This window comes from Candidatus Accumulibacter sp. ACC005 (genome assembly GCF_907163215.1).
Lineage (GTDB): Bacteria > Pseudomonadota > Gammaproteobacteria > Burkholderiales > Rhodocyclaceae > Accumulibacter > Accumulibacter regalis.
This window is the reverse complement of sequence record NZ_CAJQUB010000009.1, coordinates 14970-40779: the sequence shown is the minus strand read 5'-3', so window position 1 is coordinate 40779 and position 25810 is coordinate 14970. Positions and strand designations below refer to the sequence as shown.

General features: G+C 63.4%; 33 protein-coding genes. 9 read left to right on the top strand and 24 right to left on the bottom strand.

Annotated features, from left to right (window positions below; translation table 11 throughout):
* Positions 1 to 155: 155 nt before the first annotated feature.
* The 5 genes from QZ613_RS11165 to gmk all read right to left on the bottom strand — a co-directional run bounded on the left by QZ613_RS11165 (position 156) and on the right by gmk (position 5496).
* The gene (locus tag QZ613_RS11165) at positions 156 to 998 is read right to left on the bottom strand and encodes a TatD family hydrolase (RefSeq protein ID WP_291862515.1); all 843 of its coding nucleotides are present in this window, start codon (positions 996 to 998) and stop codon (positions 156 to 158) included.
* An 18-nt stretch (positions 999 to 1016) separates the two neighbouring features.
* Positions 1017 to 2252 carry a D-amino acid dehydrogenase gene (locus tag QZ613_RS11160; protein ID WP_291862512.1) on the bottom strand — a complete coding sequence of 412 codons (1236 nt, stop codon included), beginning with the start codon at positions 2250 to 2252 and terminating at the stop codon, positions 1017 to 1019.
* 154 nt (positions 2253 to 2406) lie between these two features.
* The gene (locus tag QZ613_RS11155; protein ID WP_291900951.1) at positions 2407 to 4578 is read right to left on the bottom strand and encodes a bifunctional (p)ppGpp synthetase/guanosine-3',5'-bis(diphosphate) 3'-pyrophosphohydrolase; all 2172 of its coding nucleotides are present in this window, start codon (positions 4576 to 4578) and stop codon (positions 2407 to 2409) included.
* 82 nt (positions 4579 to 4660) lie between these two features.
* Positions 4661 to 4867 (bottom strand): DNA-directed RNA polymerase subunit omega, encoded by a 207-nt coding sequence (rpoZ, locus tag QZ613_RS11150; protein WP_043565144.1) that lies wholly within the window; start codon positions 4865 to 4867, stop codon positions 4661 to 4663.
* 20 nt (positions 4868 to 4887) lie between these two features.
* Positions 4888 to 5496: a guanylate kinase gene (gmk, locus tag QZ613_RS11145; RefSeq protein WP_043565191.1), complete on the bottom strand. Its 609-nt coding sequence runs from the start codon at positions 5494 to 5496 to the stop codon at positions 4888 to 4890.
* Between the two features lie 151 nt (positions 5497 to 5647).
* Between gmk and QZ613_RS11140 the strand changes: the two genes are divergently transcribed.
* The gene (locus tag QZ613_RS11140) at positions 5648 to 6007 is read left to right on the top strand and encodes a hypothetical protein (protein WP_043565142.1); all 360 of its coding nucleotides are present in this window, start codon (positions 5648 to 5650) and stop codon (positions 6005 to 6007) included.
* Between the two features lie 80 nt (positions 6008 to 6087).
* Here the strand turns inward: QZ613_RS11140 and QZ613_RS11135 are convergent, their stop codons facing one another.
* Together QZ613_RS11135 and QZ613_RS11130 are read right to left on the bottom strand one after the other, a co-directional pair.
* Positions 6088 to 6312 carry a YMGG-like glycine zipper-containing protein gene (locus QZ613_RS11135; protein WP_043565141.1) on the bottom strand — a complete coding sequence of 75 codons (225 nt, stop codon included), beginning with the start codon at positions 6310 to 6312 and terminating at the stop codon, positions 6088 to 6090.
* Positions 6313 to 6324: 12 nt separating this feature from the next.
* Positions 6325 to 6720, bottom strand: coding sequence for a hypothetical protein (locus QZ613_RS11130; protein ID WP_291982445.1), 396 nt, complete (start codon positions 6718 to 6720; stop codon positions 6325 to 6327).
* Positions 6721 to 7238: 518 nt separating this feature from the next.
* Between QZ613_RS11130 and QZ613_RS11125 the strand changes: the two genes are divergently transcribed.
* On the top strand, positions 7239 to 7520 hold the full coding sequence (locus QZ613_RS11125; protein ID WP_291982443.1) for a hypothetical protein: 282 nt from the start codon (positions 7239 to 7241) through the stop codon (positions 7518 to 7520).
* Between the two features lie 93 nt (positions 7521 to 7613).
* Here the strand turns inward: QZ613_RS11125 and QZ613_RS11120 are convergent, their stop codons facing one another.
* The 7 genes from QZ613_RS11120 to QZ613_RS11090 form a co-directional block, all read right to left on the bottom strand.
* Positions 7614 to 8972: an IS1182 family transposase gene (locus QZ613_RS11120; protein ID WP_291900786.1), complete on the bottom strand. Its 1359-nt coding sequence runs from the start codon at positions 8970 to 8972 to the stop codon at positions 7614 to 7616.
* 129 nt (positions 8973 to 9101) lie between these two features.
* A complete protein-coding gene (locus QZ613_RS11115) occupies positions 9102 to 9539 on the bottom strand; it encodes a hypothetical protein (protein ID WP_291982610.1) in 438 nt (145 codons plus the stop codon).
* A gap of 12 nt (positions 9540 to 9551) precedes the next feature.
* Positions 9552 to 9743 (bottom strand): hypothetical protein, encoded by a 192-nt coding sequence (locus tag QZ613_RS11110; RefSeq protein WP_291862501.1) that lies wholly within the window; start codon positions 9741 to 9743, stop codon positions 9552 to 9554.
* Positions 9740 to 10003, bottom strand: coding sequence for a hypothetical protein (locus QZ613_RS11105; RefSeq protein ID WP_291862498.1), 264 nt, complete (start codon positions 10001 to 10003; stop codon positions 9740 to 9742). Before QZ613_RS11105 ends, QZ613_RS11110 begins: the two co-directional genes overlap by 4 nt.
* Positions 10000 to 10404 (bottom strand): DUF5681 domain-containing protein, encoded by a 405-nt coding sequence (locus tag QZ613_RS11100; RefSeq protein ID WP_291862556.1) that lies wholly within the window; start codon positions 10402 to 10404, stop codon positions 10000 to 10002. The genes QZ613_RS11105 and QZ613_RS11100 overlap by 4 nt, the downstream gene beginning before the upstream one ends.
* A 279-nt stretch (positions 10405 to 10683) precedes the next feature.
* Positions 10684 to 11025, bottom strand: a complete 342-nt coding sequence (locus tag QZ613_RS11095; RefSeq protein ID WP_291862493.1) for a hypothetical protein — start codon at positions 11023 to 11025, stop codon at positions 10684 to 10686.
* Complete coding sequence (locus QZ613_RS11090) at positions 11022 to 12275, bottom strand: AAA family ATPase (protein ID WP_291862490.1); 1254 nt, start codon at positions 12273 to 12275, stop codon at positions 11022 to 11024. Before QZ613_RS11090 ends, QZ613_RS11095 begins: the two co-directional genes overlap by 4 nt.
* Before the next feature lie 256 nt (positions 12276 to 12531).
* On the opposite strand from QZ613_RS11090, the gene QZ613_RS11085 reads away from it, so the two are divergent.
* Complete coding sequence (locus QZ613_RS11085) at positions 12532 to 12945, top strand: hypothetical protein (protein WP_291982608.1); 414 nt, start codon at positions 12532 to 12534, stop codon at positions 12943 to 12945.
* On the opposite strand, the gene QZ613_RS11080 is transcribed toward QZ613_RS11085, so the two are convergent.
* The 4 genes from QZ613_RS11080 to QZ613_RS11065 form a co-directional block, all read right to left on the bottom strand.
* On the bottom strand, positions 12878 to 13129 hold the full coding sequence (locus tag QZ613_RS11080; protein WP_291862485.1) for an AlpA family phage regulatory protein: 252 nt from the start codon (positions 13127 to 13129) through the stop codon (positions 12878 to 12880). The genes QZ613_RS11085 and QZ613_RS11080 overlap by 68 nt on opposite strands.
* 89 nt (positions 13130 to 13218) lie before the next feature.
* The gene (locus QZ613_RS11075) at positions 13219 to 13716 is read right to left on the bottom strand and encodes a hypothetical protein (protein WP_291862481.1); all 498 of its coding nucleotides are present in this window, start codon (positions 13714 to 13716) and stop codon (positions 13219 to 13221) included.
* A gap of 95 nt (positions 13717 to 13811) precedes the next feature.
* A complete protein-coding gene (locus tag QZ613_RS11070; RefSeq protein ID WP_291862478.1) occupies positions 13812 to 15080 on the bottom strand; it encodes a site-specific integrase in 1269 nt (422 codons plus the stop codon).
* 174 nt (positions 15081 to 15254) lie between these two features.
* The gene (locus QZ613_RS11065) at positions 15255 to 16121 is read right to left on the bottom strand and encodes a YicC/YloC family endoribonuclease (protein ID WP_291982440.1); all 867 of its coding nucleotides are present in this window, start codon (positions 16119 to 16121) and stop codon (positions 15255 to 15257) included.
* A gap of 103 nt (positions 16122 to 16224) precedes the next feature.
* On the opposite strand from QZ613_RS11065, the gene QZ613_RS11060 reads away from it, so the two are divergent.
* The 5 genes from QZ613_RS11060 to hemW are packed head-to-tail and all read left to right on the top strand — an operon-like array spanning position 16225 to position 20662.
* A complete protein-coding gene (locus QZ613_RS11060; RefSeq protein ID WP_043565139.1) occupies positions 16225 to 17175 on the top strand; it encodes a serine/threonine-protein kinase in 951 nt (316 codons plus the stop codon).
* Positions 17172 to 18092 carry a protein phosphatase 2C domain-containing protein gene (locus QZ613_RS11055; RefSeq protein WP_291900945.1) on the top strand — a complete coding sequence of 307 codons (921 nt, stop codon included), beginning with the start codon at positions 17172 to 17174 and terminating at the stop codon, positions 18090 to 18092. The genes QZ613_RS11060 and QZ613_RS11055 overlap by 4 nt, the downstream gene beginning before the upstream one ends.
* Before the next feature lie 8 nt (positions 18093 to 18100).
* Positions 18101 to 18817, top strand: coding sequence for a ribonuclease PH (rph, locus tag QZ613_RS11050; protein ID WP_043565136.1), 717 nt, complete (start codon positions 18101 to 18103; stop codon positions 18815 to 18817).
* Between the two features lie 4 nt (positions 18818 to 18821).
* Positions 18822 to 19409, top strand: a complete 588-nt coding sequence (rdgB, locus tag QZ613_RS11045; protein ID WP_043565134.1) for an RdgB/HAM1 family non-canonical purine NTP pyrophosphatase — start codon at positions 18822 to 18824, stop codon at positions 19407 to 19409.
* On the top strand, positions 19409 to 20662 hold the full coding sequence (gene hemW, locus QZ613_RS11040; protein WP_291862469.1) for a radical SAM family heme chaperone HemW: 1254 nt from the start codon (positions 19409 to 19411) through the stop codon (positions 20660 to 20662). The genes rdgB and hemW overlap by 1 nt, the downstream gene beginning before the upstream one ends.
* 33 nt (positions 20663 to 20695) lie before the next feature.
* Here hemW and QZ613_RS11035 read toward each other — a convergent pair whose 3' ends face one another.
* Positions 20696 to 21838, bottom strand: a complete 1143-nt coding sequence (locus tag QZ613_RS11035) for an ankyrin repeat domain-containing protein (protein WP_291862466.1) — start codon at positions 21836 to 21838, stop codon at positions 20696 to 20698.
* Between the two features lie 87 nt (positions 21839 to 21925).
* Between QZ613_RS11035 and QZ613_RS11030 the strand changes: the two genes are divergently transcribed.
* Positions 21926 to 22447 (top strand): energy transducer TonB, encoded by a 522-nt coding sequence (locus QZ613_RS11030; RefSeq protein ID WP_291982438.1) that lies wholly within the window; start codon positions 21926 to 21928, stop codon positions 22445 to 22447.
* On the opposite strand, the gene trmB is transcribed toward QZ613_RS11030, so the two are convergent.
* The 5 genes from trmB to QZ613_RS11005 form a co-directional block, all read right to left on the bottom strand.
* Positions 22406 to 23164: a tRNA (guanosine(46)-N7)-methyltransferase TrmB gene (gene trmB, locus QZ613_RS11025; RefSeq protein ID WP_043565130.1), complete on the bottom strand. Its 759-nt coding sequence runs from the start codon at positions 23162 to 23164 to the stop codon at positions 22406 to 22408. The genes QZ613_RS11030 and trmB overlap by 42 nt on opposite strands.
* Before the next feature lie 2 nt (positions 23165 to 23166).
* Entirely contained in the window at positions 23167 to 23961 is a 795-nt protein-coding gene (locus QZ613_RS11020; RefSeq protein ID WP_043565128.1) for a thiazole synthase, read from the bottom strand.
* Between the two features lie 23 nt (positions 23962 to 23984).
* A complete protein-coding gene (gene thiS / locus QZ613_RS11015) occupies positions 23985 to 24185 on the bottom strand; it encodes a sulfur carrier protein ThiS (protein WP_043565126.1) in 201 nt (66 codons plus the stop codon).
* A 90-nt stretch (positions 24186 to 24275) separates the two neighbouring features.
* Positions 24276 to 25328 carry a glycosyltransferase family 2 protein gene (locus QZ613_RS11010; RefSeq protein WP_291900942.1) on the bottom strand — a complete coding sequence of 351 codons (1053 nt, stop codon included), beginning with the start codon at positions 25326 to 25328 and terminating at the stop codon, positions 24276 to 24278.
* Between the two features lie 92 nt (positions 25329 to 25420).
* Positions 25421 to 25807 (bottom strand): GtrA family protein, encoded by a 387-nt coding sequence (locus QZ613_RS11005; RefSeq protein ID WP_291862455.1) that lies wholly within the window; start codon positions 25805 to 25807, stop codon positions 25421 to 25423.
* Positions 25808 to 25810 lie beyond the last annotated feature (3 nt).

Genomic DNA, 25810 nt, shown 5'->3' with positions numbered 1-25810 from the left:
TGATTTTTCATTATGTGAGGAAGCCAATGGTTGTTTTTTGCAAGGCCTGATTCAAGACCGGCAAGCCTGACCGAGGTTTGCGCACATTCGCTGCGCTGGCCAGACAAAAAAACCGGTCTGCTGTCCTGCTCATTCAGTATTCATTGGCCCGCTGCTCACTCTTTGGGAAAAATCGGAAGCCCCAAGCCGTCAGGCGGTAACGTACCCGATCGCTCCGCCAAACGCAACCGAGGCAGTACGGCGCCGGCGTTGGCAGACGTCGCGGCGGCCAGTTGGTCGCGATCGATGCCGCGCAGGGCGGCGAGCAAATCGGCGATCCGTGGCAGTTCGACGGGCGTATTCCGTGCCCCCGCCAGCCACTCCGGCGGCATGTCCGGCGCGTCGGTTTCGAGGACGATGGCCGCCAGCGGCAGCGACGCGGCCAGGCCACGGATACGCGTCGAGCCGGGGTAGGTCATGGCGCCGCCAAAACCGAGCTTGAAGCCCAGCTTGATGAACTCGTCGGCCTGCTGGCGGCTGCCGTTGAAGGCATGCGCGATGCCGCCCCTGACCCTGATCCGGCGCAGTTGCCTGAGCACCCGGTCGACCGAACGGCGAACGTGCAGGAGCACGGGCAGATCGTTTTCGCGGGCAATCTTGAGCTGTTCGGCGAAAAAGTACTCCTGCCTGTCGATCGCCGGATCGGCGACAAACAGGTCGAGGCCGATCTCGCCGACGGCGACCGGCGGCGCCGCTCCGGCCGCCACGCGCGGCAACCACTCCTTCAGGCGCAGGAGGTCGGTTGCGCTGGCCTGTTGAACGTAGAGCGGATGAATGCCGTAGGCGGCGACACAGCCGGGGTATCGTGCGCAACAGGCGTGCACGGCGCTGAAGCTGGCGACATCGACCGCCGGGACGACGATCGCCGAAACGCCGGCGGCGCGAGCCGCGGCCGCGACGTCATCGCGATCGTCGGCGAATTCGGCTGCGGCGAGATGGCAGTGGGTATCAACCAGCATGGGTGGGCGACGGGCGGATCAAAGGAAGCGAAAAGCCGGCTCGGGCTTGCGGCCACTGACGATATCGGCCAGCGCGGCGCCCGAGCCGCAAGCCATCGTCCAGCCGAGCGTGCCGTGGCCGGTGTTGAGATACAGATTGGCGATTGGCGAGCGTCCGATCAGCGGCACGTTGGACGGCGTCGCCGGGCGCAGGCCACACCAGAATTCGACTTCGCCGGCCGGTCGCAAGTCGGGGAAGAGTTCGCCGGCCCGGCGCATCAGGGCCGCGCAGCGCACGCCGTTGAGCTCGGTGTTGTAGCCATTGAACTCGGCGGTACCGGCGATACGCAGGCGTTGACCGAGGCGTGAAAAGACGATCTTGTGGCCATCGTCGGTGAGGCTGACGCTGGGCGCAACGCTATCCGCGGCGAGCGCCACGGTCGCCGAGTAACCCTTTGCCGGATAAACGGGCAGACGCAGGCCAAGGGGACGCAGCAGGAGCGGGGTGTAGCTGCCCAGCGCCGCGACGTAGGCGTCGGCCTGGAGCACCTCGCCGGCAAGCCGTACGCCGGCAACGCGCCCGGCGTCGGCAAGCAGCTGCTCTATTCTGGCGCCGTAGCGAAAGACGACCCCCTGCGCCGCGCAACGGGTGGCGAGCTGTTGCGTGAAACGATGTGCGTCGCCGGATTCGTCGTCGCGGGTGTAGTCGCCGCCGACCAGGCGCTGCCTGGCGGCGGCCAGCGCCGGCTCGATGGCCAGGCACTCGTCGATGCTCACCGTGCGCCGCTCACAACCAAAGCTGCGCATCACGGCCGCCGCCTCGCAGGCGAGCCTGAAGTCGCGGTGATCGGTGTAGATATGCAGAATGCCACGTTCGAGATGGTCGTAGTCGAGCGCGGTTTCGGCGCGCAGGGCCTGCAGCTGGCGGCGGCTGTACAGGGCCAGGGTGACGATGTCGCGGATATTGGCCTGCGTGCGCCGTGCGGTGCACTCGCGCAGGAAGCGCAGACTCCACTCCAGCAAGGCCGCATCCCGACGCAAGCGAAAGAGCAGCGGGGCGTCCTCGCGGCGCATCCAGGCCAGCGCGCGCAGCGGCGCATGCGGGTTCGCCCAGGGCTCGGCGTGGGAGACCGAAATCTGGCCGCCGTTGGCAAAACTGGTTTCCAGTCCGGCCGCATCCTGACGCTCGAGTACCGTCACCTGATGCCCCGCCCTGGCCAGATACCAGGCGCTGGTGACGCCCACGACACCGGCGCCGAGGACGAGAACCTTCAAGCCGGGAACCGCCGCGCGAGAAGTCCGACGCGACGCTCGGCCGACCGGCCGGAACGCCACCGGGAAAAGCGCAGGCAGCTTGCCAGCTCAGGGCGCATGGCAGGCGGCTCCAGCGGGGAAAGGGAAGGACTGCTCAAGACTGCTGCTTCCGGATTCAGGCCGCAGGGAGCCCTTGCTCCCGCGAGATACGGACCACTTCCGGAATGCGGCGCAGGCTGCGCATCAGGCGCGCCAGCGAGGTGCGATCGGCGACCTGGACGGTGAAATGCAAGGTCGTGTACAGCCCGGAATCCTTCTCGTCCATATGCACGTTCAGGATATTGGTTCCGGAACTCGATATCTCGGTGGCAATCCTGCCCAGGGCGCCGAGGGTATTCTGCACGACGACCTGGACGCGGACGCTGAACAGCTGCCCGGCTTCCGGCTCCCAGTCGACGTCGATCCACTTCGCCGGCTTGGCACTGCGCGCCTTGCGGATCGCCGGACAATCATGGGTATGAATGACCAGCCCCTTGCCCTTCCAGATCGAACCGATGACCGGGTCACCGGGAATCGGCTGGCAGCACGGCGCAAACTGCACGGCCATGCCTTCGCTGCCACGAATGACCAGCGAAGTGCCCGGCGTTTCCTGGCCGGCCGGCAGCGCCGCATGCTCCTTGCTCAACAGGCGGCGCGCGACAACACCCGCCAGACGGAAACCGAGGCCAATGTCGGTGTAGACCTCCTTGACCAGCCGGTTTCCCGAATCGCGCAGGACACTCCTCCAGCGCGCTACCGGCACCTCGGCGGCACTGATGCCAAGCGCCCGCAACTCCTGTCCAAGCATCTTTTCCCCGAGCGCCGTCGATTCATCGACGTGCGCGGTTTTCAGGTAGTGGCGGATCTTGCTGCGCGCCCGGCCGGTCTTTACGTGCGTCAGCCACTCGGCACTCGGATGGGCATCGGCGGAGGTGACGATATCGACGCGATCGCCATTGGTCAGCTCGGTGGCCAAGGGCATCAGGTTGAAATTGATGCGCGCAAGAGCGCTGTGATTGCCGATGTCGGTGTGCACCGCGTAGGCCAGGTCGACCGCCGTCGCACCCCGCGGCAAGGGGATGATCTTCCCCTTCGGCGTGAAAACGTAAATCTCGTGCGGGAAGAGGTCGACCTTGACGTGTTCGAGAAACTCCGAAGAATCAACGGCGGTGCTCTGCAATTCCAGCAAGGAGTGAAACCATTTGGTCGTTTTCTGCTGCAACTCCTCGCCGAGGGACTCGCTGTCCTTGTACAACCAGTGCGAAGCGATTCCTTCCTGCGCCACCTTGTCCATTGCCGCGGTACGAATCTGCACCTCAAACGGGGTCCCATGCGGACCGATCAAGGTGGTGTGCAGGGACTGGTAGCCGTTCGGCTTGGGGATCGCGATGTAGTCCTTGAACTTCCCCGGCACCGGCTTGTACAGCGCATGCAGCGAACCGAGGGCGAGATAGGTGGTCGGCACGTCCTTGACGACGACGCGGAATCCATAGACGTCGAGCACCTGGGAAAACGACAGGCGCTTGTCGAGCATCTTGCGATAGATCGAATAGAGGCTCTTCTCGCGGCCGAAAACTTCGGCCTCGATATTGGCCGCGCCGAGCTTGCCCTTGATGCCGTCGAGAATTCGCGACAGCAGCTCGCGCCGGTTGCCACGCGCCGCTTTCAGCGCCCGCCCGAGAACGCGCGCGCGCATCGGATAGATCAGCTGGAACGAAAGGTCCTGCAACTCGTTGAACAGCGTACTGAGACCAAGGCGACCGGCAATCGGGGCATAGATTTCCAGCGTCTCTCTGGCAATGCGACGGCGCTTCTCGGCGCGAACCGCTGCCATCGTCTGCAGGTTGTGGTGACGGTCGGCCAGTTTGATCAGCACCACGCGCAAGTCGCGCGCCATGGCCATGAGCATCTTGCGGAAGTTCTCCGCCTGGGCGTCTTCCTGAGACTGGAATTCGATCCTGTCGAGTTTCGAGAGGCCGTCGACCAGATCGGCGACCGGCTTGCCGAAGTGTTCGACGATCTCCGCCTTGCCGACCGCGGTATCCTCCATCACGTCGTGCAACAGCGCGGCAATCACGCCCTCGACATCGATTTTCCAGTCGGCAATCGCCCCGGCCACGGCCAGCGGATGGGTGATGTACGGTTCTCCCGACTTGCGAACCTGCCCGCGGTGCGCTTCCTCGCCAAACAGATAGGCCTTGCGAACCAGGTCGATTTCTTCCGGCGACAGGTAATTCAGGCTGTCGAGAAAAACGCGATATGCCGGATCGTCCTCGGGAGAGAGGATGTCCGCGGGTTCGTCAGCCACGGCCAGCTCAGCCGGAATCGTCGGAATGCCTGTGGCGGCCACTGGATCCACCGTCAAACACGGGAAAACCAGTCGGCGAGAGTCAGGCTTGACCGCGGTTGAGGACTTCCAGACCGACCTTGCCAGCGGCCAGCTCGCGCAGGGCGATCACCGTCGGCTTGTCGCGGCCGCCATCGACCAGCGGCGTTGCTCCGGCAGCCAGCTGACGAGCACGGTAGGTGGCGGCCAGGGTCATCTGAAACCGATTTGAAATGCGGTGCAAACAGTCGTCTACGGTCACTCGTGCCATACAGAAATCTCCCAATGGAATCAAAGCATTGTCGCGAACAGGATGGAATGGCGCTGACGCTGTGCGGGGCAGCGAAGACGCGTGGCGCGAACCACCGCCAAAAGGTCGTGCAGCGCTCGCTGCAGATCGTCGTTGATAATAACATAGTCGAATTCGTCGACGTGGCGCATCTCTTCCCGGGCAGCAGCGACGCGGCGGGCAATCGTCTCGTCACTGTCGGTGGCGCGTTCGCGCAGGCGGCGACCGAGTTCGTCGATCGACGGCGGCACGATGAAGATGCCGCTGGCGGCCGGAAATTGGCGACGAACCTGTTGTGCACCCTGCCAGTCGATCTCCAGGAGCACGTCCTGCCCGGCCTGCAAGGCCACTTCGATGCCGCTTGCCGATGTGCCGTAATAGTTGCCATGCACCTGCGCCCACTCAAGGAAGTCATTATTGGCAATCTTGTCAAGAAAGTCCTGGACGCCGATGAAGTGGTATTCGAAACCATCGCGCTCACCCGCGCGCGGCGCCCGCGTGGTATGAGAAACTGACACCCGGATCCCCGGATCGTTCGCGAGCAAATGCCGCACCAGCGTCGTCTTGCCGGCGCCTGACGGCGCCGTGACGATATAGAGATGTCCGCACATGGTCTTGTCGGCCAGCGAATGTGAAGGCGCCATTGTACCCGCCACACGACTGCGGGCGCCGCGCAGGCAGCTTGCTCGACGGCATGGACTCGCCGGCCGGTACAGGGGAGAATCGAAGCCTTCCAGTTTTCACTTGGCGAGGAGCCACCCGATGTCCCGAAGCAAGTTCACGCCACGCGCCCTCATCGTGCTGGCTGCCGTGGCGACAGGCACTGCCTGCGCCGCCGAGATTCCGGTCAAGATTCTCGGCCCCGATGACCTGTCGTGCCGCGCGTGGACCGAGTCAAGAACCGACGCCGACGAGCGCGCGCTGTACGTCGCCTGGATACGCGGCGTGCTCACCGGCCATAACTACGCCCTCCGCAGCCAGCAGGTGTCGACGATGTCCAGCGGAACCATCGAGAAACACGTCACCCGCTACTGCAACGACAACCCGCGGAGCGACCTCAGCGATGCGGCCTTTCGCCTGAGCGATAAGTTTTCCGGTCGCAATGCCGCGATCACCAAATAGGAGAGCCGCGACGGCGGATCTCATACGGGCCGTCGGCCCGCGCCGAGAGCAAGGCCGCACCGCCCTCGGGATCGGCGTCGCTACTGCTGGTTCTTGCCCTTGATGTTGCCGACGGTGCCGCCAAGAACGCCGCCGATGGCCGCCCCGGTCCAGCCGTTTCCGCCCGAGATGGCGGCAATTCCCGCCCCCGCAGCAGCCCCGATCGCCGCGCCACTGACCGTCCCCTGCTCGCGCGGCGTCATATTGGTACAACCGAGAACGGTCAATGTGGCAGCCGTCGCCAAAGCCAGTCCAGTTCTTTTCATTCCTCGCCTCCGTTATTTGTTCTTGTTCAGTCCGGGCACGACCATCTCGAACCAGATCGTCTCGACCACCGGGCGCTGCAGCTGATCGGGATGGGCCGCGTACCAGTTGTCAATGCTGGCCAGCGCCGTTTCCAGGGTATGACCCTTCATCCCCTTCACCACTTTCGGTGAAAAGTCACTCGCGCTCGCTTTCGGGTTATCCGCTTGATACGCTACGTCGACCTGAATGGCATTGGACAGGCCGACCAGATACGCCTTCTTGATCTCCGGAGACGACTTGGTCCAGTGCGTACCATCGACCAGCGGCACCTCCTCGGCGGCGCCAACCGTGCCGCAGGTCACCAGCAAGGCGGCGCACGCGGCGGATGCGACCCTTCTCAATTTCGAACGACCCAATTCTATAGGCATGATCTGTCCCTCCATGGCAGGAATCGCCAAACTATCACAGCTCGCTGGCGGTTTGAAGCAAAACGTTTTCCAGCGACGAGCCGATCGCCAAACCCCGGGCCATTCGCCAGCCCTCGCCGCTCACTCCAGATTGCACCTGCTATCTAAGTGGGCTTCGTATACACCGTGGTTAAAGCGTTCCTGCCAATCGACCATCGCCGGTAGTGCACATGGTGGTGCACAGCGGCGTCTGGCCTTGTGATAGGCGGTTATCCCCCTGTGCCTAGCAAGGAAGCCAGCCCATCCGCCGATATCGGTAGCGACGTCGCAACGCTCGATCTTGATCCGCTCGTTCATGGCCGGCTTCCTTTAATCGCTCCAGCCTCCTCCAAGAAACCCGAGAAGGTGCACTACATCGCGTACACCCGACGACCGGCGGGGAAATACCAGTTGACGCGGCAGAAGGGGTTCGAGACACTTTTCGTGAGGCTGCCAAGTCTCTAGGCGTAATCCTATGACGCGATTGCAGACCGATGACAATGAAAAGGTTCGGACACTACGAAGAGATTCCCATAGAGCTGCGGCGCGAGGATGCCACCGTGGTAGCGATCATGTCGGCAGTGATCGCCGGAACGCTGTGCATAGGCGGGTGGGTTGGCGATGAGCCTACTTACTTTGGGTGGGCTGGTGTCGTCTTGCTTGCTGGCGCAGGCCTCGCGACGCATTTCTTTCGGAAGAAGCAGGCGTTTGTTGCTGACCCAGAATCGCAGACAGCCCTCTACGATGAGGAGATCAAGGAACTAGCAGCCTGTCGGACTTGATTCCGGCCAAGTCCGCGAATTTCACTATGCGGAACAAAAAAGCCGGATTTCCTTGATTTTCTGGCTTTTCCGAGGGTTTCCCCCTCCTTTTCCCTACTGTGGACGCAATACGGCCAGGCGCTTCAAATTCCATGCCATGCAAACCAGCGTCCACTCACCGGTGACCTTCTTCAAACCGCGCAGAGAGAAGCGGCGAAATCCCATCACCGACTTGATGATCCCGAACACCGGTTCGATGGTCTGCTTGCGTAGCGCGTAGTGCGCTCGTCCTGCCTTGGTCTTCAGCCGATGGGACATGGCCTGTGTTGGCGTGGCGTTGTCAGGCAATAGGGCCGGTTCGCTGTGGCGCTCCCGCCAGCCCGGGTGGTGCTCGTCGCGCGCGACAGCGATCAGGGGATCGATGCCGGCCGCTTCACACGCCTTGATGTTCTTCTCGCTGCAGTAACCGCTGTCGGCGATCAGGCATTCCACGGTGCCGAGCACGTCGACCTGCGCCTTGAGGGTGGCCAGCATCGGCTCGACCTGCTCTTTATCGTTGGGCGCCTGCGAGACCCCGGTGGCGACGACCAGCATCGTTGCCGCATCAGCCGCCGCCTGGGCGTTGTACGCTTGTTTGAAGCCGCCACCGGCCACCGGCATGATGCGCGACTCTTCGTCCGTGAGGTTGACCTGATCACTGGCCCTTGCGCCAGGCTCGGGGGGCTTGGGTGGCTTGCCGCCCAGCTTCTTGCCGGTCGCCTCTTCCTTGGCGGCGCGGCGGGCGACCTTCTCGTCGTACTCGGCCTTCTCCCGCTGATAGCGCTCCTTGGCCCGAGCAGCAATCGTGGCCTTGGCGGCGGCCATGGCTGCCAAGCGATCTTCCCGACGCTTCAGCTCCTCGGGCAGGTCGACACCCGTCGGAAGGTCGGCCTGATCAGCTTTTTCCGCCAGTGCCAGCAATTCCTGAACCTCGGCCTTGAGCTGAACTTCCAGCTTTTCGATATACCCGTGTGACAGCGCACTGTGCCGTGAGGCATTGGCCTCCATCTTCGTCCCATCGAGACAGATGTTACCCACCTTGAGCACCTTCATTTCCTTGGCCATTTCGAGAATCTGTAGAAACAGGTCGCTCAGTTCGTCAAGGAAACGTCGGCGGAAGGCCGCCAGACTGTCGTGATCGGGATGAAGATTGGCGGCGATGAAGCGGAAGGCCACCGAGTCGTAGGTTGCCTGTTCCAGCCGGCGGCTGGAGAAGACACCCGTAGCGTAGCCATACACCAGGATCCCCAGCAGGGTCGCCGGATGATAGGCTTTCGATCCGCGCCCGGCGTACTGCTGAATGAGTTTGGAAAGATCAAGCTGGTCGATCACGTCAACAATGAATCGGGCCAGGTGATCCTGGTTCAGCCAATCGTCCAGCGACGGCGGGAGTAGATAGTCGGTCTTGCGGTCAGCGATAATGAAGTGGGCCATGTGACGACTCGGTAGCTCGAACAAAGTATGATTTTATCATGTACGGCTTACGGCACCGCGAAAGTCCGACAGGCTGCTAGCAGATGCGGCGGAAGAACGGGATCAGGCAGAGGGCCCTCGTTGGCGCCGCTATGTCTTGCTCGGTGTCAATATCGCAAAGGGTTTGGGGTTGCTGGCGCTTGACTTGGTGAAGAAGCTAGCGTCTCTGATAATTGGTGGGCTAATCATTCTCGCAGTGATGGGGGCTTTCGCTGCAGCACCGATACCTATGGCCATTCTGATCGGCGCCTTGATCATCGCCGGCGCAGTCAGCCGATAGCGGCTCACTTTATCTCTAATGGCGGTTGCCATGTAGCGCGTAGAGACTTGGAGAAGGTCGGCGGCTTTGGTTTGGCTGATTGCAGGTGTCTGCAAATTTGCAGAGGGCACGTGCTGATTGCCGCTGAACGTGCCAGCTTGACTATTCGCCATCTTCGCCGCCACCATTGCCCGCTGGCCTTCGCTCAAATGCCTGCGCTTGAGATTCAACGAGACGACGAAACCGACAGGATCGGCGCGCCACCTCAAACCGTCGTCTGCTCACAGCGACAGCAGCCGCAGCACCGGCACGCGCTCGGGGTCGTCGTCCTCGCCTTGAGCAATCCACGCTTGAACATCTGGCCGGGTGCACATCTCGTCGATTCTCGCTTGCAGTTCCTGGTCTGAAAGCGCTTCCAATCCACTCGGGCAGGCCTTCTCCAGTCTGACGACTCGTCTACCAATCATGCTCATTGCAGCACCTCCGCAGGTAGCAGAAGCACGCGACAAGGCCGGCGGCAAGTCGCGGCCAGGGCTTCACCCTTCGATCGTGCCACGAATGCGCTCTCTGTCTCGTCGTCGCGGCGGTCCACAATTGTGTCGCCGATCTTGGCGCGGATAACCTCGGCGCCAGTGGGCGATATGATGCGCCGAACAATCAGGTCGACTTGGTTCTCTGCCGGGCGCGCCGCCTGCTCCAGTTTGGCGGCGCGGCGTTCAAGTGCTGTGCTCATTTCTTCGTTTCCTCCAAAACGGTAATGCGTTGTTCAAGCTCTTGCGTCTCCAGTGCCTTGCGGCGGACTTCCACGATACCGGCCAGCGTCGCGGCCTCGCCGGGCAGCAGCTCGCCGGCAGCCACAGCTCGCACGATGGCGGCCTGAGCCTGCGCGATGCCGGCGGCGGTGTCGGTGTCCGGTAGCGCCAGGAAGATCGGGCGGTCTTTGGCCGGCGGCAACAATCGTTCAATCACCAGTCGCGCGGCGGACAAGTCGCCTTCCTTGGCCAGCTTGACGACGGCCTCGGTGATTTCCTTCGCGCCACCCTCCATGATGGCCAGCACCATACGAGTCGATTTGTTCCTCGCGCCGGCCGGCTTCCCCGCCCGATTCCCGCTTTCCCCTTTAGCCCAAACCATTCTGTATCCCTCCTGATATTTCAATCGGCAATGCCGCAGCAAGGCCACGCACCCGCGCCACAGCGAACGAACCGCGCCCCGGCAAGCCGGATACACCACTGCGCCAGACAATGACGCCCGCGGCGCGCGGCGGCGTTCTTGCCAATAGCATTGTGCAGTGCGCTGTTAGCAAGTTGCTCGCCATAGAAACAATACACCCGTGCAAAGCCATGCACCGTAAGCTGGGGCACGGTTTCTGCTTTGCAGTGCTATAGGCATTGTGCGTTGCGGTTTTTAATGTTATCTGCATGTCGTGTCGACCGCCTTCCCGGCGCTTGAATGGGCGTCCATTCCAGCGTTTCGGGCACGTCCAAGGAAGTACGCCCGCGCCTCACTGTCTCGCCTGCACGCGGTAAGTACCTCGTCAATGGTTTCTTGGTCGGTTTCGCCGATGTCGGCAAGCCAGCGGCCTACCGCCGCGTCAACCAGCAGCGCGACAATGAAAGCTTTGTGCTCTCGGATCACCGGAAGCCAGCGATTGACCGCGGCCTGGTCGCCGGTCGCCTTGATCGTCTCGGCTGCCGACAGTGAGAGCGTCACCCCGCCCGCCGCCGCGTCTTTGAGAATCGTCGCCGGGTTCATATTTCGACCTCGACTATCTCGGTGGCACCATGAAGGTGCTCAATTTCTTCGAAGGTGCCCATCAATTTTTGTTGGGCGTCTTCGATATTCTTGAGCACCTTCACGTTGCCAATAGGCGGTTGCATGGCTTCTTGCGTGGGCATTTTCCAGGCCCAGCCGCCCTTCATTCCCTCCTTGGTCGCCTCGACTCTAAGCGCCTTCTGCGCCCGCCGGATGGTTGCCCATGAATACCCGGCGCCGTCGGCATCGCCCTTGATGGTTTTCGATGGCACAGGGCCGTCTTCGAGCAGATCAGAGAGAAACCGTTTAGCATCGGCCAGTGTGCCGCCTTCGCCGTCGTCGCCGGTCGCGTCGGCCGTGGCCAGCAGATCACGTGCCGCTCCTTCGACTGCATCACCCCATCCGACTGAAGACGAGAAGATGCCGGGATGGCTTTTCAGTTCCGCCTGTTGCAAGTCGTACTCGAAGCCCCCGTCGTCTGGCCCGATGTTTGACTTGGCACGCAGCAGCAAGCGCACGGTGCGCCCGTCTTCCGCCTCTTCTTGCTGTCTTGCAGCGACCAGCACGATGCGTGCAACTGCGCCAAAGGCAAGACTTCCGGTAATGCGCTCTACCGGATCGCGCCCGCCGGTGCCCTTTGAAAAGTGCGTGATCCCGAGCAGCGCACACCGCATTGATGCGGCCAGGTCGGCAAGGGGTTGAAGCCCGCGCCGCACTTCGGCGTTCTTGTGACTGTCGCCGGCAATTGCGGACACGATCGGATCGACGACCAGCAAGCGAACGTCGCCGATTTCATGCAGCTTGCGCCGCAGCGCGGGCATATCCTTCGACGGGTCGAATGATCGCTTCTCGTGGCCCTCCTGCACGCCGTCAATGAAATGCACGCGTGATAGATCAGCACCGGACAGCATAAGCCGCGGAATCAGCGTATCGGCCGGGTCGTCTTCTCCGCTCCAGATCACGACGTTGCTGACGCTTGCGCGGGTGCCATCCGGCCAGCGTCCGCCGGCCGTCATCACCGCCGACATGCCCATTGCAATCGTCGTCTTCCCGGTTCCTGGTGCCCCTCCAAGGATCTGAACTTTCCCGGCCGCAAGCCATCCGTTCCAGATCCATTCGACGGGTTCAATCTTCACGTCGCTGGCCTTCAGAAGCTTGACCGTGCGCGCGTATTCGCCGCCTGTAGCGCCACGCATACGCTCCGCCATGTCGTCGAGAAACGTCTGGCCTCGATCAATGCCTCTATCCATGATGGGTTACCCCCGCCGCGGTCATCGCTGCCTGAATACGGCCGGCAGCCAGGGTCAGCCGCTCGCGGTCGCCCTCGTTGAACGGCTCGCCGGACAACAGCGCCGCAGCCGCAGAGCAGACGACAAGCGCTTCGAAGCCGATAGCGCGCAGAACGTCGGCCGCAGGGAATGGTCGTCGCTCCGGCCTTGTCTGGTGATCGAGCGCGCAAGGTGGGTATAGGGCATCAAACGTGAGGTCAACGGCAGCGAGAACCTCTTGCACGTCACATCCGGCATGGCAGTGAAGCATCACGCGAGCGTCATCAAGCTCGCGAATCGAGAGACTTGGCGAACGGTCGGCGTGCGCGGGGCAACGCGCAGTCCATGTGCCTGGTCCGGTGCGCTTCACTCTGTCGAGAAGCTGAAGGAGGGGGTCGACTTGACTCATCGCCGCGCCCCCCTTTGCCAACTGCGTTTCGGCTGGCGGTTGCGCGAAGGCTTCACGTTGCTGGCGAGCGCGAACCAGCCGCGCTGCGGATCGACGATGCTAGAATGCGTGCTGTTTGGTGTCGTTTTCGAAGCCGTCTCGGTGCCCGTTACCGCGGCGGCTTTTCCTTTGTGGCTCACGCCATCACCGCCGGTGAAACGACAGCAAGCGCTTTTCGAAGCTCGCCGACGGACCAAGCGGTAATCCGCAGACCCCTTTGCCGAGGAGTAGGCAGCGTGCCACGCTTGACCATGCGCCAGACGGTTGCTGTGGAGCATCCCACGAGCGCCGCCACGACTGGCAGACGGACACTTGCCGAATCAGGAAGGGAATCGAAATGCCTGAGAGCGTCGGGGATCGCGCGCTCGTTCTTTGTGTGCTGAACCATGCTGTACCTCTATGAAGAGCCCCGCAACGGGATGCCGCGGCTTGCATGGTCCTGATACTAGAAACTTCCCTTGGATGAGATCGAAGCCCCTAATCCAGAATTCGTTCTTTTTTCAGTTTCTGAAGGTGCCCTCGAACAGTGTTTGCCGGGATACCCGTTTTTTCTTCGATCAACTTCGCCAGCTGACGTGCCGATGGCTTTCGCCGACGTACCGCAAGAATCGCGTGTGCGGCATCGATCACCGACCGGCGATTCCCGTCGCCTTCCTTGCGCTGTTCTGCCGCGCCACGCCGCCCCCATTCAGACGCTTGCCGCCGCTTCGTGAAGCCAAGGGATGCAAGTGGACGAACGTCGGAGTACAACGAAAAGTAGAAGTCTGCCCTGAACTTCTCCTCTTCCTCGCTCGATGCAAACGACACCAATGCACGAACGCGACGGGGATCCAAGAGGTCGCGCAAACGGATCGCGCGTCGGGGCTTTGTCGTTCCGCGAAACATCTTGAGGCCAAGCTGACGAGCCTTCGCGTTGTACAAGCGCACATAGCGCCGGAATAGCCGGTCTCGACCGGATGCATCCGAATCGTCCACAATGCTCCTTTTTCTAGCCCCTGAATCACGACTCCGCGCCTTCCAGCCAGGGCTTCGCAGCCATTCGCGGCAGGATAGGCGCGGGCAGGCCCGGGTCAAGCCATCTTCGCCGGCCTGAGCGATACGACCTTGCCCTGCTCGTCGCCTGCAATCACATCGAGTAGGTCGGCCCACTTCTGAAGTGCCTCCCGGCGTTCGTCGAAGAAATCGTGCTGGTTATAGATGCCCTCCACGCCCTTGATAGCGTGATTCAGGCAGCGCTCGCCGATATGCGGTGCCACCCCCAGCGCGGCCAAGTGAGTGCGCGCCGTGCGCCGAAAGTCATGCAACGTGAAGTTCTCTGCGCCGGGCATCAAAGGCTTGATGTTTTTCGCAAGCGCGGCGCCAACGGTGTTGAGGTCGATATGAGGGACCATGCGCTCCTGCATCTTGCGCGCCGGTAGCAGCCATCCAGACCCGTTGCCCAACCGCACAAGCTCACGCAGGCACGCAACAGCTTGATTAGGGAGAGGGATGTCAATCGCCGCACCTGTTTTTGTCCGGTCGGCTGGCAGATACCAAACGGCCGCGTCGAGATCGAATTCACTAACCCTTGCCTGTATCAGTTCGCCCTTGCGAACCGCCAACAGCAGTAGCAGCTTCACCGTCAGGCCGTTCTCGATATTCCATCCTCGCGCGCTTCGCATCGCAGCAAACAGGGCGGCCAACTCCGAACGGGTAAGCCAGCGGTCGCGGGACTCCTCCTTGCCGCCAGCATCCGCCAGATCGAAAGCCGCCGCCGGATTGAAGCTGATCATCTGGCGCTTGATGGCGTAGTCAAACATTCGCTTGACCCAACGCAGGACATCATTCGCCATCGTCGGAGCACCCCGCCTGACGATAGCCTTGAGCATCGCGTCAACGTGCGTTGGTCGTATCTCCCCTATGGCCAGCTTCCCAATGTTCGGCTTGATGTCGTTCTCGATCCGGCTGCGCACGATGTTGGGATGTTTCCAGCGTCCAAGAATTTGAGACGAGAAGTAGTCATCGGCCAACGCGCCCATCGTAATGACCGCCTTCTCAGCCTCGATCTTGGCGACAGCCTCGCGCTTGCGCTCCTGCTTTTCTCCGGCAACGTCATAGCCCAACGCAACCCGCGCGCGTAGCTCCTTGGCCGTCTTTCTGGCGCCAGCAATTGACAAGTCACGGTAACTGCCAAGGTTCACCGTGCGAGGTTTGCCAGCGAAACGATAGCGCAACTTCCAGACCGGCACGGCGAACCGAGCGGGAAAGCACAGATATACCCCGTCTCCGTCGCCCCGTTGTTCGAAGCGCTCGCCGCTCCTCATCCAGTTCCGAATATCCAAGTCAGTCAGCTTGCCCATATCGCCTCCTGGTGTGCACCACCTGCTTGGCTATAGGTGCACCACGTGGTGCACTTGGTAGTGCACAGATATTGTGCGCTCTCATGCGACAAGCTGCAACGTCATGACGAAGAAAAGCCCCAAAATACGGGGCTTTAACTTGAGACGAGAGACTTCATGATGCGGCGTGATTCACTACTCCAGATTCTGCACCTGCTCACGCATCTGTTCGATGAGCAACTTGAACTCGATGGCCAGCTGCGACAGCTCGGCAACCAGCGACTTGGAGCCGAAGGTATTGGCCTCACGAGTCAGCTCCTGCATCAGAAAATCCAGGCGTTTGCCGCTGACGCCGCCGGCTCCGAGAACGCGCTCAACCTCGTCCAGATGAGTCGCCAGGCGCGCCAGTTCCTCGGCCACATCGATACGCGCGGCGAAGACCGCCACCTCCTGTCGAATCCGGTCGTCACTCACCGTGTCGAGTGCGTCGAGCAGGCGCTGGCGCAGTTTCTCGTTGAAGGCGGCCAGAGCAGCCGGAATCCGTGGCTCGATGTCGCGTAACAGAACGCGCATGCGAGCAACCTTTTCGAGGATCACCGCGGCCAGTTTCCCGCCCTCGCGCGCGCGACTGGCGACGAACTCGTCGAGCGCGTCGCAGGCCAGCGCCCGGCAAGCCGGGAGCACGGCCTCGCCATCCAGCGCGTCGTCGCCGAAAATGCCCGGCCAGCGCAGCACGTCGCTGACCGCCAGCGGAGCGGCAAGGGGCAGCACGGCGCGGACCTGCGCATCGAGCAGGGCGAGGCTTTCGAGCAGGTCGGCGTTCAGACTCGCCTGCTGCGCAGCGCTGGCGGTGGGAACAAAGCTGAGCCGACATTCCAGCTTGCCGCGCACCAGGCGCGCGCCGATCAGTTCGCGCAGCGCCGGTTCGGCAAGGCGCAGCTCGTCGCTGACGCGAAAGTGATAGTCGAGGTAGCGCGAATTGACGCTCTTCAACTCGATTTGCAGGGCGCCGCCCTTGACGGCACACGCCGCCACGGCATAGCCGGTCATGCTGTAGATCATCGCAATCCTGATGTGTGGACGGAGGCAGGTCTGCAGCCGGCTTTACAGCCTACCCCGAAAGACCGGACAATGGCCGACACTCTGAATGATAGCTTTGACAGCGATGGTGCAACAAGCAAACCACCCCCTTCCTGCAGCGTTCCAACTTGATGAGTACTGCATCGAGCATCAGCTCTCACTGGGTGGCTTTTCGATCGTCTATGTGGCCACGGATGGAGAGGGCAAGCGCGTGGCCATCAAGGAGTACCTGCCCAATACGCTGGCCCTGCGCAGCGAAGGAAGAACGGCACCGATCATCGCCGAAGACCATCTCCCGGCTTTCCGCTACGGGATGAAGTGTTTCTTCGAAGAAGGGCGGGCGCTTGCCGGCCTGTCGCATCCGAACGTGATCCGCGTCCTGAACTTCTTTCGTGCCAACGACACCGTCTACATGGTCATGGAGTACGAGCAGGGCCGCACCCTGCAGGAGCTCATTCAGAAGCATCGGGCGGGGGTCACCGAGAACTTCATTCGCAATGTGTTCACCAAGATGCTCAACGGTCTGCGCGAGGTGCACTCGCACCGCTTGCTGCACCTCGACCTCAAGCCGTCGAACATCTACATGCGCAACAACCACATCCCGGTACTGATCGACTTTGGCGCGGCACGCCAGACGCTGGCCTGCGACACGCCAATGCTCAAGCCGATGTACACGCCCGGCTTCGCCTCGCCGGAGCACTACAGCCAGCGCGAACTGCTCGGCCCGTGGAGCGACATCTACAGCGTCGGCGCTTCGATGTATGCGTGCATTTCGGCGAGCACCCCGCAAGCGGCCGACAGCCGCCTCGACAAGGATCGCCTGGTACCGGCGATGGTGCGCTGGGAAGGTCAGTACTCGGACCAGCTGCTGGAAACGATCGACTGGTGCCTGTGCCTGAATCATCGCTACCGGCCGCAGAGCGTCTTCGCGCTGCAGAAGGCGCTCACCGAACCGGTCGTCGCGCCGCTGCCACAGCCTAAAGCAACCTGGCTCGACCAGATGGTCGGCAAACTGAAGAAATCCCGAAATCCATGAAATTCACGATCTACCAGGAGACCCGCACCGGCAAGCGCGCCAACAACGAAGACCGACTGGCGCACTGCTACTCGCGCGACAGCCTGCTGATGGTCGTTGCCGACGGCATGGGTGGTCACTACTTCGGTGAAGTGGCCGCGCAGATCGCCGTCCAGACGCTCTCCGAGTCCTTTCAGCGCCAGGGCACGACGCGCATTCGCGACCCGTTCCTCTTTCTGCAGACGGGCATGCTCAGCGCGCACAGCGCGATTCTCGACTTCGCCGGCACGCATCACCTCGAGGACTCGCCGCGCACCACCTGCGTCGCCTGCCTCGTGCAGAACAACGTCGCCTACTGGGCGCACTCGGGTGATTCTCGGCTCTACCTGCTGCGCAAGGGCAGAATCCTGACCCAGACCAAGGACCACTCGCGCGTGCGGCTGCTGCTCGAACAGGGCGCGATCAGCGAAGCAGAGGCGAGCACGCACCCGGACCGCAACAAGATCTACGGCTGCCTCGGCGGCCAGCAGACGCCGGAGATCGAGTTTTCCCGGAAGACGACGCTCGAAGCCGAAGACGTCCTCGTCCTGTGCACCGACGGCGCCTGGAGCGGCCTGCCTGGCGACACCATGGCCACGGCGCTGAAAACCAACGCTCTGATGCGCGCCGTGCCGACCTTGCTCGACCAGGCGGAAGTCAACGGCGGCCCGCACGCCGACAACCTGTCGATGATTGCCGTACGCTGGCAGGACACTTACGCGGACGAAAGCAGCGGCGGAAGCAGCGTGATTTCGACCCGATCCATGCCTCGCGACACGGTAACCACCCGCCTCGACGAGTTCGGGCGCAACCCGAGCCACAAGACCGAACTCAGCGATGAGGAGATCGAACTGGCCATCGAAGAGATCCGCTCGACGATCCAGAAGTACGCCAAATAGGAACCTGCATGCGCCCCAGTCACCGTCAAGCTTCGCAGCTGCGCAAGGTCAGCATTGCGCGCCGATTCACCCGCCACGCCGAAGGCTCGGTGTTGATCGAAATGGGCGACACGCGAGTGCTGTGCACGGCCAGTATCGAGGACTCCGTTCCCGCTTTTCTCCGTGGTGGCGGACAGGGCTGGGTCACCGCCGAATACGGCATGTTGCCGCGCTCGACACACACCCGCAGCGGCCGCGAAGCAGCCAAGGGCAAGCAGTCCGGTCGCACGCAGGAGATTCAGCGCCTGATCGGTCGTGCGCTGCGTGCGGTCACCGACCTCACGCTGCTCGGTGAACGCCAGATCACGCTCGATTGCGATGTCCTGCAGGCCGATGGCGGCACGCGCTGTGCGGCCATCACCGGCGCCTGGCTGGCGCTCAACGACGCCTGCGAACACTTGCTGAGCAAGGGGAAGGTGGCCAGCAACCCCTTGCGCGATCATGTCGCTGCGGTCTCCGTCGGTGTCTATAAGGGCCTGGCGGTGCTCGACCTCGACTACGCCGAGGACGCCAACTGCGATACCGACATGAACGTCGTGATGACCGGCAGCGGTGGCATCGTCGAAGTGCAGGGCACCGCCGAAGGCGAGCCGTTCACGCGCGCCCAGATGATCGAACTGCTCGACCTGGCCGACGCCGGCATCGGCCGCCTGATCGCCCACCAGAAAGCATCGCTGGCCCTATGAAATCATGAAACTCGTCCTCGCTTCCAACAACACCAAGAAACTGAAGGAACTCGACGCCATTCTCGCCCCACTGGGCTGGGAACTCGTTCCGCAGGGTCTGCTCGACGTTCCCGAAGTCGAGGAACCGCACTGCACCTTCGTCGAAAACGCCCTGGTCAAAGCGCGCCACGCAGCGCAGCTGACCGGTCTGCCGGCGCTGGCCGACGACTCCGGCCTGTGTGTCGAGGCCTTCGGCGGTGCGCCTGGCGTGTACTCGGCGCGCTACGCCGGCGAACCGCGATCGGACGCACGCAACAACGAAAAGCTGCTGGCCGAACTCGGCAACAGCCGCCAGCGCGCCGCTCACTATGTTGCGGTGATCGTTTTCGTCCGTCACGCCGACGACCCGCAACCGATCATTGCCGAGGGCGAGTGGCACGGCGAGATCCTCACGGCAGCCCGTGGCGAAAGCGGCTTCGGATACGATCCGCTGTTCTACGTCCGTGAACTCGACAAGAGCGCCGCCGAACTCGACGCCGCCGAAAAGAACCGCCGCTCGCACCGCGGCCAGGCGCTGGCCCGCCTCGTCGAGCGCCTGCTGGCACGGCGCTGATGCCCGAGCGGACGGGGCGCAGGATCATTCCGCTGGTCCCGGCCCGCAACGCTGCAGCGACAGGTCAGCGACAGATCGACTTTCGCAAGCCGCCGCCGCTGGCGCTCTACGTCCATGTTCCCTGGTGCGTACAGAAGTGCCCCTACTGCGACTTCAACTCGCATGCCGTAGCGGCACAGAAGGGCGATCGCCGAGTGCCGGCGATTCCCGAAGACGACTACGTCACGGCGTTGATCGCCGACCTCGAATCGGCCCTGCCGACGGTCTGGGGACGTCGGGTGGACAGTATATTCCTGGGTGGCGGCACGCCCAGCCTGCTCTCCGGCGAGGCCGTCGATCGGCTGCTCACTGCCCTGCGCAGCCGGCTGCCGCTGCTGCCCAACGGCGAAATCACCCTGGAGGCCAATCCGGACAGCGTCGAAGCCGGAAAATTCGCCGCCTTTCGCGCCGCTGGCGTGAACCGCCTGTCGATCGGCATCCAGAGCTTCAACCCGCGCCACCTCAAGGCGCTCGGCCGTGCCCACGACGATCGCCAAGCCAGGCAGGCGATCGAGATTGCCGCCCGACACTTCGACAATTTCAATATCGACCTGATTTACGGCCTGCCCGGGCAGACGCTGAGCGAAGCCCTGGCCGACCTCGATGTCGCCCTCGCCTTCGCCCCGCCGCACCTCTCGTGCTATCAGTTGACGATTGAAGCGAACACGGCCTTTGCCGCGCAGCCGCCGACCCTGCCCGCAGCCGACACCTGTGCCGACATGCAGGACGCCATCGAAGCCCGCCTGGCCGCCGCCGGCTACGCGCATTACGAAACCTCGGCCTTCGCCCGCAGCGGCCGGCAGTGCCAGCACAACCTCAACTACTGGCATTTCGGCGACTACCTCGGAATCGGCGCCGGCGCGCACGGCAAACTGACGCTGCACGACCGCGTCCTGCGCCAGATGCGCTGGAAACGTCCCGAGCAGTACCTGGCCAAAGTAGCGGCGGGAACGCCGATCCAGCAGGAGTTCGCCGTCGCCGCCGCCGACCTGCCGTTCGAGTTCATGATCAACGCCCTGCGCCTGATCCAGGGTTTCGACGAGCAGTTGTTCGAGTTGCGCACCTCCCTGCCGCTGCTCAGCATCGAGAACGAGCTGCGCCAGGCCGAGCGCGAGGGCCTGATCGAGCGACAGCCGCAACGCATCGCGCCGAGCGACCGTGGGCGCCGTTTCCTCAATCAGCTGCTCGAACGCTTTCTCGTCGACCGCGCTTGACGTGAACCGACCGCGCCACGCTGGCGCCGGCGACTACTGAATGCCTTCGACCGCCCGGTAGAGCTGCTCGCGAAGGTCGTCTGCCGGCTGCCCCTGCGCTTCGACGAGGCGAATCTGGCGCAGCAAATCGGCGACCTGAACCGCTGCCGCCCTTTGCGCCGGCGACTGCTTGACAGGACTCGCCGCCTTGCCTGCGCCGACCGCGGCCGGTTTCCCATCGACCATCAGTTGCGCACGCTCGGCACCCGGCTGCCCGCGCCGGGCGGTGATGACCATTGACGGGGGCATGTAGGGCCGCGGCATCGGTTTCTGGACTGCGGGCCTGGGGTGGGCACTCTGCAGGGCCTTGGCGGTCGCCAGGAGCTTCCTGTGCAGGTCCACGCTGGGCCGCCCTTCGGCTTCCGCCGCGCGAATTTCCTTCAGGATTTCGTCGATCTCGCGCGGAACGGCCGCCGAGCGCACGGCTTGGCCGAAACTTTCCTTCGGCGCCTTGACCGCAATCTCGAATTCCTCCGGCGACGAAATCATTTTCGCCAGGCGCAGATGGTCGTAACGCATGGCCATGGTCAGCGCGCTGTCGCCCCAGTCGTTCCTGGCTTGCGTATCGGCCCCTGCTTCGAGCAGCCGCCGGGCCAGATCGTCGCGGCCTTCGCGCGCGGCCAGGATGAGCGGCGTCGACAGATTCGGCGAAGCGGCGTTGACGTTGGCCCCACGCGCAATGAGTTCCTCGACCAGTTGCTGGTGGCCGTTGAACACCGCGTAATGCAGGGCCCCCCAGTTGTTTCCCTGGCGTTCGAGGGGCGCGCCATGATCCAGGAGCCAGCGCACCGCTTCGAGATGCCCGCCCCAGGCCGCCAGTTGCAGGGGCTGCTCGCCGTTGCGGTTGCTGCGCCGCGGGTCGGCGCCACGGGCGACGAACAGGGCCATCATCTCGACGTTGCCGTGCCAGGCGGCGACCATCAGGCCGCTACCCACCTGCGCGGCCTGGTACTCCGGGTCCAGCCCTTCGTCGAGCCAGCGGGTCACCGTGCGCAGGTCGCCACGCTCGATCGCGTAGCCAAAGGTAATTGGGTCCGGCGCCGGCGCCTGCGCGACGGCCGCTCCGGCCAGCAGCCAGCAGACCAGCAGCAGCCATCGGCGCGCCGTGCAGCCCAGGAAACGCTCGCCGTAGCTCATCCGCTTTCTCCCTCCCGACCGGGCAGCGTTCGCCGCCTCGATTGCATGTGTTCTGTTGCCCGCTTTTTGGTTCACAATGGCAGGCCCATGCCGTCCAGCCTGATTCTTGCCCTCGCCCTGTCGCTCGCGCTGCACGCCAGCCTCCTCCTTCCGCAAGCGTTCAAGCACGGCACGCCACCACCGCCCGCACTGCAGGCCCGGCTACGCATGCCGGCCGAGCAACCGGAAGCGAGCGCCGAGCCGCTGTTGAAGGACACCGTGGCGAGCGCCGAGGAAGCGGTCAAGCCACCACCGCCGCCGAAAGTTGTCGTTCGGCGCAGCCAACCGGAGGCCAGGGCAGCCGCCAGACGGGACGTACAGGCGGCGCAACGAAAACTCTCGGAACATGTTTACTACCCGCCGGACGCCGTCGCCCGTGGCATCGAGGGTGAAGTCCGCCTGATCCTGACGGTGAGCGAAAGCGGACGCATCAGCGACGTTCATGTCGGCGTCAGCAGCGGCCACGCGATTCTCGACAACGCCGCCGTGCGCGCGGCATGGGCAATGGGCAGGGTAGACTGGGCGCATTCAGGCGAGTTGATCCTGCCGGTCATTTTCCGCCTCGAGTGACCGCGGCGGGACGTTCTCCGGCCGGCGCCGAAAAACCACATCCCAGACGCCGTGCCCAAGCCGCAGACCACGCTGTTCGAACTTGGTTTGCGGGCGATAGTCCGGGCGCGGCGCAAAGCCTGGCGCGGTGTTTTCGAGCAGCGCCTCGGACGACAGCACGGCGAGCATCTGCTCGGCGTAGTCCTGCCAATCGGTGGCGGTGTGCAGGTAGCCACCCGGGCGCAGGCGGCTGGCCAGCAGGCTGACCAGCGCCGGCTGCAGCAGGCGCCGCTTGTGGTGGCGCTTCTTCGGCCAGGGATCCGGAAAAAAGACGTGAACGCCGGCGAGCGTCGCGGGGGCGATCATTTCGCGCAGCACCTCGACGGCGTCGTGCTGGATGATGCGCTGGTTGGCCAGTCCCATCTCGGCAATCAGCTTGCACAGGCTGCCGACGCCCGGGGTATGCACTTCGATGCCCAGGTAATCCTGCTCGGGATGGCGGGCGGCAATCGCCGCCGAAGTCTCGCCCATGCCGAAACCGATTTCCAGGATCTGCGGCGCCGAACGTCCGAAGAGTGCGTCGAGATCGACGCGCTCGGCGACGTAGGGAACGCCGATGCTGCCCATCATCTGCTCGCGATAGCGCTGCTGGGCGGCGGAGACGCGCCCCTGGCGGCGCACGAAGCTGCGGATATGCCCGGGCCGATCGACGCTGCGCTCGGCCTGCTGATCGTCCACGCCTAGGAACCGATCAGACCGGTCGTCGGCGACGAGGGATCGGCCGAGTAGAACTTGCGCGCCATGCGCCCGGCGAGAAAGGCCTCGCGCCCGGCCTCGACCGCCTTCTTCATGGCGCTGGCCATCAGCAGTGGCTGGCGGGCGTGGGCGATGGCGGTATTCATCAGCACGCCGTCGCAGCCCAGCTCCATGGCGATCGCCGCATCCGAGGCGGTACCGACACCGGCGTCGACCAGCACCGGCACCCTGGCCCTGTCGATGATCAGGCGCAGATTCCAGGGATTGACGATGCCCATCCCCGAGCCGATCAGCGAAGCCAGTGGCATCACCGCGACGCAGCCGATGTCCTCGAGCATGGTCGCCTGGATGGGGTCGTCGGCGCAGTAGACCATCACCTCGAAGCCCTCCTTGACCAGCGTTTCCGCCGCCTTGAGCGTTTCCGGCATGTTCGGGAATAGGTTGCTCGGATCGCCCAGGACTTCCAGCTTGCACAGCGGATGACCGTCGAGCAGTTCGCGCGCCAGGCGCAGGGTGCGCACCGCGTCGGCAGCCGTATAGCAGCCGGCGGTGTTCGGCAGGATGGTGAACTGCGCCGGCGGCAGCACGTCGAGCAGGTTCGGCTCGCCGGCGTTCTGGCCGATGTTGGTGCGCCGGATGGCGACGGTGACGATCTCGGCGCCGGAGGCGTCGATGGCCGCTCGCGTTTCGCTGAAGTCCTTGTACTTGCCGGTGCCGACGAGCAGACGCGAACGATAGGTCTTGCCGGCAATCGTCAGGCTGTGGGGAGAAGCTTGCATGCGTCCTGTTCTTCCGAATGAGGCTAGCCACCGCCGACGGCAACGACGATCTCGATACGATCACCGTCAACCAGCGCCGTTTCGGCGTGCCGGCCGCGGGGAACGATGTCGCCGTTGCGTTCGACGGCGATCCGCTTGCCCGCGTGGTGCAGCGCGGCCACCAGTTCGGCGACCGTCAGCGGCGAGGGAAATTGGCGGCTTTCGCCGTTGATCACGAGTTCCATAGAGCGGCGATTTTATCACGCTGCAAGGCGATCGCCCGCTGGCCGCGCACAGCCGGCACCACCGCCGGACCAGCATGTGGCGCGCGACGATCAGCGCGCCTCGGGCGGGGAAGCGCTCGTCTTCGTGTGCAACTGCGAGGGGATAATGCGATTGACCAGATACAGCGGACGTCCCTTGACCTCGTTGAAAATCCGTCCGATGTACTCGCCGAGAACCCCCACCGAGATCAGCTGCACGCCGCCAAGGAACAGCACCACCACCAGCAGCGACGGGTAGCCGCGCACCGGGTCACCGTACATCAAGGTCTTCCAGATCACGAAGGCGGCGTACAACAGAGACAGGAAGGCGACCGAGAGCCCCAGGTAGCTGGCGATTTTCAGCGGCCCGATGGTGAACGAGGTGATTCCCTCGAGCGCCAGGTTCCACAGCTTCCAGTAACTCCATTTGGTGCTCCCGGCCAGGCGCGGACTGCGCCGATAGACGAGCGGCCGGGAGGGGAAGCCCACCCAGGCGAACAGCCCTTTCATGAAACGATGTTCCTCGCGCAGCCGCGACAGCTCGCGTACCACGCGCCGCGTCATCAGACGGAAATCGCCAGTGTCGCGCGGTATTTCCACGCGGCTGACGCTGCCGATCAGTCGATAGAAGAGGTGGGCCGTCGCCTTCTTCAGCCAGCTTTCCCCGTCGCGGTGGCTGCGCACGCCGTAAATGACGTCGTAGCCTTCGCGCCAGCCCCTGAGCATCTCCGGAATCAGCTCGGGGGGGTCCTGCAAGTCGGCATCGAGAACGATCACCACCTCGCCGCTGCTGTGGTCGAGGCCTGCACTGAGCGCGATCTCCTTGCCAAAGTTTCGCGACAGGTCAACCACCATCACCTGCGCATCGTCCGCCTGCAAGGCGTGCATCAGCGCCAGGGTATGGTCGGTGCTGCCATCATTGACCAGCACCAGTTCGTAGGGAGCACCGATGGCCCTGAGGACCTCGCTCACCCGCCGGTGAAACTCAGCGATTGCTTCCTGCTCGTTGTAAGCAGGCGCGACGATCGAAATACTGGGCAGGGCATCGTCCGCTCGCGGGCTGAGGCGCGGGTGTTCAGCCACCGCTGCGGGCGAAGGCTGGCAAATCTGTGGTTCTGCGATCATCGACGGCACCTGGCGAGGTTGGATGGAAAAGCAGTCCTTTTCGGCTGCTCGGCAAGCATCGGCCAGCGGCCGTCAGCCCTGAACCCGACCTCTCAAAGCCCGCCGAAAGTCCAGAAGCGGTTGGCCAGGAAGTTCCAGACCAGAACCAGGCCGGTCACGACAAGCTGCACCAGCAGATAATGAATGTCGAGTCGGGACAACAGGATAGCCATGAGCAGCGCGTTCAGCAACCAGCCCCCACCGGCGACAACAATGAATTTGGGCAGTGCCTCGCGATGCCGCTTGCGGCTACGAAAAGTCCAGCGGTAGTTGAGCCCGTAATTGAGCAACGCTCCGCTCGCGGCGCCCAGGCTCGACGCCAGGACAGGGCCAAAGTCAAAGCACGAAACGAGCGCGTAGAGAACGACGAAATGGGCTGCCGTACCGAGCACACCGATCAGGGCAAAGGAAAGAAACTGCGCCAGCAGCCGCCGCGGCACCAA

What these genes read in the sequence shown, in the direction of transcription:
- QZ613_RS11165 (WP_291862515.1), bottom strand. Translation starts at nt 998, where the DNA reads ATGCTGGTTGATACCCACTGCCATCTCGCCGCAGCCGAATTCGCCGAC.
- rpoZ (WP_043565144.1), bottom strand. Translation starts at nt 4,867, where the DNA reads ATGGCACGAGTGACCGTAGACGACTGTTTGCACCGCATTTCAAATCGG.
- gmk (WP_043565191.1), bottom strand. Translation starts at nt 5,496, where the DNA reads ATGTGCGGACATCTCTATATCGTCACGGCGCCGTCAGGCGCCGGCAAG.
- QZ613_RS11140 (WP_043565142.1), top strand. Translation starts at nt 5,648, where the DNA reads ATGTCCCGAAGCAAGTTCACGCCACGCGCCCTCATCGTGCTGGCTGCC.
- QZ613_RS11135 (WP_043565141.1), bottom strand. Translation starts at nt 6,312, where the DNA reads ATGAAAAGAACTGGACTGGCTTTGGCGACGGCTGCCACATTGACCGTT.
- QZ613_RS11130 (WP_291982445.1), bottom strand. Translation starts at nt 6,720, where the DNA reads ATGCCTATAGAATTGGGTCGTTCGAAATTGAGAAGGGTCGCATCCGCC.
- QZ613_RS11125 (WP_291982443.1), top strand. Translation starts at nt 7,239, where the DNA reads ATGAAAAGGTTCGGACACTACGAAGAGATTCCCATAGAGCTGCGGCGC.
- QZ613_RS11120 (WP_291900786.1), bottom strand. Translation starts at nt 8,972, where the DNA reads ATGGCCCACTTCATTATCGCTGACCGCAAGACCGACTATCTACTCCCG.
- QZ613_RS11110 (WP_291862501.1), bottom strand. Translation starts at nt 9,743, where the DNA reads ATGAGCATGATTGGTAGACGAGTCGTCAGACTGGAGAAGGCCTGCCCG.
- QZ613_RS11105 (WP_291862498.1), bottom strand. Translation starts at nt 10,003, where the DNA reads ATGAGCACAGCACTTGAACGCCGCGCCGCCAAACTGGAGCAGGCGGCG.
- QZ613_RS11100 (WP_291862556.1), bottom strand. Translation starts at nt 10,404, where the DNA reads ATGGTTTGGGCTAAAGGGGAAAGCGGGAATCGGGCGGGGAAGCCGGCC.
- QZ613_RS11095 (WP_291862493.1), bottom strand. Translation starts at nt 11,025, where the DNA reads ATGAACCCGGCGACGATTCTCAAAGACGCGGCGGCGGGCGGGGTGACG.
- QZ613_RS11090 (WP_291862490.1), bottom strand. Translation starts at nt 12,275, where the DNA reads ATGGATAGAGGCATTGATCGAGGCCAGACGTTTCTCGACGACATGGCG.
- QZ613_RS11080 (WP_291862485.1), bottom strand. Translation starts at nt 13,129, where the DNA reads ATGGTTCAGCACACAAAGAACGAGCGCGCGATCCCCGACGCTCTCAGG.
- QZ613_RS11070 (WP_291862478.1), bottom strand. Translation starts at nt 15,080, where the DNA reads ATGGGCAAGCTGACTGACTTGGATATTCGGAACTGGATGAGGAGCGGC.
- QZ613_RS11065 (WP_291982440.1), bottom strand. Translation starts at nt 16,121, where the DNA reads ATGATCTACAGCATGACCGGCTATGCCGTGGCGGCGTGTGCCGTCAAG.
- QZ613_RS11060 (WP_043565139.1), top strand. Translation starts at nt 16,225, where the DNA reads ATGGTGCAACAAGCAAACCACCCCCTTCCTGCAGCGTTCCAACTTGAT.
- QZ613_RS11055 (WP_291900945.1), top strand. Translation starts at nt 17,172, where the DNA reads ATGAAATTCACGATCTACCAGGAGACCCGCACCGGCAAGCGCGCCAAC.
- rph (WP_043565136.1), top strand. Translation starts at nt 18,101, where the DNA reads ATGCGCCCCAGTCACCGTCAAGCTTCGCAGCTGCGCAAGGTCAGCATT.
- rdgB (WP_043565134.1), top strand. Translation starts at nt 18,822, where the DNA reads ATGAAACTCGTCCTCGCTTCCAACAACACCAAGAAACTGAAGGAACTC.
- hemW (WP_291862469.1), top strand. Translation starts at nt 19,409, where the DNA reads ATGCCCGAGCGGACGGGGCGCAGGATCATTCCGCTGGTCCCGGCCCGC.
- QZ613_RS11035 (WP_291862466.1), bottom strand. Translation starts at nt 21,838, where the DNA reads ATGAGCTACGGCGAGCGTTTCCTGGGCTGCACGGCGCGCCGATGGCTG.
- QZ613_RS11030 (WP_291982438.1), top strand. Translation starts at nt 21,926, where the DNA reads ATGCCGTCCAGCCTGATTCTTGCCCTCGCCCTGTCGCTCGCGCTGCAC.
- QZ613_RS11020 (WP_043565128.1), bottom strand. Translation starts at nt 23,961, where the DNA reads ATGCAAGCTTCTCCCCACAGCCTGACGATTGCCGGCAAGACCTATCGT.
- thiS (WP_043565126.1), bottom strand. Translation starts at nt 24,185, where the DNA reads ATGGAACTCGTGATCAACGGCGAAAGCCGCCAATTTCCCTCGCCGCTG.
- QZ613_RS11010 (WP_291900942.1), bottom strand. Translation starts at nt 25,328, where the DNA reads ATGATCGCAGAACCACAGATTTGCCAGCCTTCGCCCGCAGCGGTGGCT.